Source organism: Deltaproteobacteria bacterium (assembly GCA_018668695.1).
Taxonomy (GTDB): Bacteria; Myxococcota; XYA12-FULL-58-9; order XYA12-FULL-58-9; family JABJBS01; genus JABJBS01.
In genome coordinates, this window is sequence record JABJBS010000317.1 from 1 (window position 1) to 4519 (window position 4519).

Annotated in this window: 6 protein-coding genes; 5 read left to right on the forward strand and 1 reads right to left on the reverse strand. The window is 49.0% G+C overall.

Translation table 11 applies throughout. The features are described 5' to 3' along the window. Window positions 1–812 (forward strand): monothiol glutaredoxin, Grx4 family (locus tag HOK28_17470; protein ID MBT6434891.1); only part of this gene is annotated, 812 nt, incomplete at its 5' end. A 283-nt stretch (window positions 813–1095) separates the two neighbouring features. Beyond that, window positions 1096–1368 (forward strand): hypothetical protein, encoded by a 273-nt coding sequence (locus tag HOK28_17475; GenBank protein ID MBT6434892.1) that lies wholly within the window; start codon window positions 1096–1098, stop codon window positions 1366–1368. Between the two features lie 81 nt (window positions 1369–1449). Here HOK28_17475 and HOK28_17480 read toward each other — a convergent pair whose 3' ends face one another. Continuing rightward, entirely contained in the window at window positions 1450–2463 is a 1014-nt protein-coding gene (locus HOK28_17480; GenBank protein MBT6434893.1) for a glycosyltransferase family 9 protein, read from the reverse strand. A 142-nt stretch (window positions 2464–2605) separates the two neighbouring features. Here HOK28_17480 and HOK28_17485 point away from each other — a divergent pair, with 142 nt between their 5' ends. The 3 genes from HOK28_17485 to HOK28_17495 all read left to right on the forward strand — a co-directional run. Next, complete coding sequence (locus tag HOK28_17485) at window positions 2606–3487, forward strand: glycosyltransferase (protein ID MBT6434894.1); 882 nt, start codon at window positions 2606–2608, stop codon at window positions 3485–3487. Beyond that, a complete protein-coding gene (locus HOK28_17490; GenBank protein MBT6434895.1) occupies window positions 3484–4323 on the forward strand; it encodes a hypothetical protein in 840 nt (279 codons plus the stop codon). Before HOK28_17485 ends, HOK28_17490 begins: the two co-directional genes overlap by 4 nt. Beyond that, a partial coding sequence (locus HOK28_17495) for a DNA photolyase (GenBank protein MBT6434896.1) occupies window positions 4320–4519 on the forward strand: 200 nt, incomplete at its 3' end. The genes HOK28_17490 and HOK28_17495, both read left to right, overlap by 4 nt.

The window sequence follows — 4519 nt, forward strand, 5'->3', positions numbered from 1 at the left end:
AGATTCTCGACTCTTTGACCGATGCTTATGAAACAGTCAACGTCCTAGCTGATCCCGAGGTACGAGCAGGTATCAAGAGCTTTTCGAATTGGCCTACTATTCCTCAGCTCTATATCAAAGGTGAGTTTATTGGCGGCTGCGACATCATTAAGGACATGTTTGCCTCTGGAGACCTACATACGAAGCTTGGACTTAAGTACGAGCCACCTAAAGCGCCATCGATTACCGTAACCGATTCAGCAAAAACTGCGCTTGAGGCTGCGATGGCCGACAGCGGCTCGGCGGGTCAAATGCTGCACCTCGCCATCACACCTGCGTTTCAAACTCAGCTACAATTCGGCCCAGATGATGCTAACAAGCTGCGGGCGGAGTCTAATGGTGTGGTCATCCTAACGGATACAGATTCGAGCAAACGCGCTGAGGGGCTAACCCTGGACTTCGTAGAGGGGCCTGAGGCCAGTGGATTCAAGATTGATAATCCAAATGCGCCGAAACCAGTTGAGCAAATGAAGGTTCAAGCGGTTAAAGCATGGCTCGACGATGGAAAAGAGTTTGTTCTGATCGATGTGCGCGGAGATGATGAGCGGCAAACGGCTAAAATCGAGGGTGCTCGGATGCTTGATGATGCGCTTCAAGAAGAGCTCGGAAAGCTCGACCGGGATGCGCTTTTGGTATTCCATTGTCATCATGGCGGCCGTAGCCAGCGAGCAGCTGAGCATTTTTCAGAGCAAGGCTTTCGCAACGTCTACAATATGGCCGGTGGAATCGATGCTTGGTCTCAAGAAATCGACGAATCCATCGCCCGTTATTAGAAATCGAGCCTCTTGCAAGTGAGCGCTTCGTGAATTCACGGGGTGCTCAGTTGCCTTCAAATGGTCCGTACCTCCCTATCAATGACAAATAAGAGTATTATTTCTCTTTGCACCATCTCCTTTTCTGGTTTAAAAGATACGACCTCATCGTTTGTTAGCAGGCTCTTGAATGTTAACGAATGGGTGTGTTGGAGGTAGTCTTCATCACATCTTTGATGAGAGACTCGTTGTGAGTCAAATTGAAACGACGCGCATAACGCGCAAGATGTACCAGGAGGGTATCATGGCTGCAAAGAAAAAAGCACCTGCAAAGAAGAAGGCACCTGCAAAGAAAAAGGCACCTGCTAAGAAGAAAAAAGCACCTGCAAAGAAAACCGCTGAAATGGTTCTCGTTGTAAGCAAGGCAAAAGAAGCTCTCAAGGCTTCTGGCTGCAATGTTGGCGGTGACGCTCTTGAAGGTCTAAACGCTGTAGTACATCACTACATCGCGACTGCAGGTCGACGTGCACAAGCTAATGGTCGTAAGACTATTCGCGCACACGACTTCAGTGCATAAGTCTAATTTTATATTAGCAAATTAAGAAAGCCTGGGATGTTTCATCCTGGGCTTTTTTTTTGTGGTCACACCATGAATTCTTTAGAGGCTGTCGTGTAGAGCTCTCAGCGATTCCCATACATCATCGACCCTAATATTTGTAAGACAATGGAGGTGCTGCTTCGGGCATGATTTACGCCCATAAAAGTGGCACGGTGAACAGTCTTCATGGGTGGACACATATCGATGCTCATCAAAGTTAAACTGCTCGGGTGAGGTGGAACCAAATATTGCAACGGTGGGAATTTGTAGGCCTCGGGCGATGTGCATAGGCCCGCTGTCGTTTGCCAAGTAAATCGAGGTCTGTTGTATAATGGAGCCGAGTTCTCCGATTGGCAAATTGCAAAGACTCAGAGCATGTCCTTCGAGGCTGAGTTGGTGTGTTAGTTGTTGCTCGGCGGGACTTCCCAATGCGAGAATTTGTAAACCAGCTGCATGGGCGCGTTTGGAAATTTCTACAAAATTTTCGATAGGCCACCGTTTTGTGAACCAGTTTGCACCAGGTGAAATCCCGAGGATGGGTTTGCTAACGTCGAATCCTAGAGAGTTGAGTTGCTTTCGAGCAACTTCGCTTTGTGCCTCGGAAACATGGAATTGGATCTTTTCACGTTTTACAGGTCGTCCAACGGCACTATCCATGATCTTATGATGCTCTTCGATGATCTGGCTTTTCGGGTTGTGTTTGGCCCATCCCAGTCGGACCGTACTGGCTTCCCAGAGTCCTCTTGGCTTTTTAACTCCCAGGCTGGGAATGCGATTAAATAGTCGAAGAGCGCGGCTTCGAAGCTGGGTGTGTAAGTCGATAATCCCATCAATCTGCGCCGCGTGAACCCTTCGGCGCAGCGAAGCTGCACTTTCACCCGGTTCAAGGCTCATTACCTCATCAATGCATGGCTGGGACACAAGTAGGTCTGCGAAATGTGCCTTCGTGAGGTAGGTGATGTGGGTATCGGGCCACTCATTTTTAAGCGCCTGTACCGCCGCAAGGGTGAGTACAATATCGCCAATGGCTCCAAACCTGACAATCAGTATTCGCTTGGGGGGCTCAGTGCTCATCTTCCGGTTATTCTCGCCTTATCTAGGGTGCCGAGCCATGCTTCTAGCGGATTTGTCGGCGAAAATATGCACCTTACACGTAATTTTTTACTTTCCAGAGGCCTTGGTGGCGGATAGGAGCCGCTTAGAGGCTTAAGTAAAAGTGAGAAGGGCATCCGTGTTGAATCAAGAGCAAGCACATAAGGTTTCTGTAGTTATCCCGACCTACAATAGGTTGGATGTTCTGCCACGTGCGCTAGATTCAGTCTTCGGTCAGAGCCTGGCCGCGTTCGAGGTGATAGTCGTAGATGATGGCTCCACCGATGGGACCGCAGATTGGGTTCGGGAAAACTACCCAGCTGCACGCATCATTGAGCAAGAGAACCGAGGTGTGAGCGCGGCGAGGAATACAGGTATCCAGGCTTCTAGAGGTGATTGGCTGGCTTTCTTGGATTCCGATGATGCTTGGTTACCGAAAAAACTTCAGACCCAAATGGACGCTTTGATTCAAGAGCCGGGTATGCGCTTATGCCACACCGAAGAAATTTGGATTCGTAACGGTAAGCGTGTGAACCAGATGAAGAAGCACCAAAAGTCAGGTGGCTGGATATTTGAGCGATGCCTCGAGCTTTGTTGTATTTCTCCATCCAGTGTCGTGTTGAAGCGCGAGTTATTGGATACGTTGGGCGGCTTTGATGAATCGCTTCCAGCTTGTGAAGATTATGATTTATGGCTTCAAATCTGCGCGCGGGAAGCTGTGCTTTATATTCAAACTCCGCTTATCAACAAGTATGGTGGGCATGAGGATCAGTTATCGCGGCTTCATCCGGCGATGGACCGTTTTCGAATTCAGGCTCTCGAAAAAATCGCCGCTGCGTCAGATATCGATGATGACAAGCGCCAGTTGGCAAGGCTTGAAATTAAGAAGCGATTGGAGATCTTGATTATCGGCGCTCGCAAACGTGGCAACATGGAATGGCTCGCTCTTTTTCAGGACCAACTTGATGAGGTACAAACCGTATTGAATACGGAGGCAAACCCATGAGCGGACTTGAAGGACTAAGATGGGTTGTGGCGTTACCGTCTGAGGCAAGCGCGTTGATAGAGGCTTATAAGCTGCGCTTGGTCCGGGAGCACCCCTTTAAAGTTTATAAGAATGCCGATGAAACGCAGGCCTTGGTAATCTCTGGTTTAGGACGGTCGGCATCTGCGGCCGCTACAGTATTTTTGGCTGAATGTGCTCCATCCAATCAGCCCCTTATATTTATCAACGTGGGTATTGCCGGAGCACGCGACTGCGAGCTTGGCAGCGTTTGGCGAGCACATAAAGTGATATGCCGCAGCACTGGTAAAGTTTGGTACCCGGGGGCGCTGGGGCCGCGACAGGGGCAGTCTGCAAACCTTGTAACTGTCGACCAGCCCGAGCTTGAATACCCGGATGACAGCCTCTTTGATATGGAGGCCGCAGGTTTTTTTGAAATGGCATCAAAACTAACAAGCCTGGAACTCATTCAGAGCTTGAAAGTTATTTCTGATAATTCGAAAGAAGGCATCGCGGGAATCAATAAGGCGAAAGTTACTCAATGGGTCTGCGCTACGCTGCAGCCTTTGGAATCGCTGACCAAGCATTTGTTGAATCTACGTAACACGGCACATGCCAACTTGCCGCCGAGTGAGTGGGAAGAAAAGCTTTGCGAGAAATTTCATTTTTCAGTCACACAGCGGCATCAATTAACGCGAGCACTCTCACGTTATTGGGCGCTGTCTGAAGCAGAGCAACCTGTCATGCAATGTATGGATGATGCTAAAGATGGAAAAGAATACCTGAAGAGGTTGAGTGCGATTGTCGAAACCATGCCTGTGATGTGGGGTGAGCGATGATTGATGTAATCTACGTAGAGCGCGAAGCCCGAGAACATCCGAGAGCCCAGAAGATTTTAGAGAGATTCTCGAAGGCCACAGTTATCGAGTGTGAACGTTATGGAGAGGTCTTTAACAGGGCTTCACAAAACTTCCGTTTACAAAAGCAGTCACCAGCATTGGTTTTGGCGAAGAAATTCGACAACTTTGTTTTACC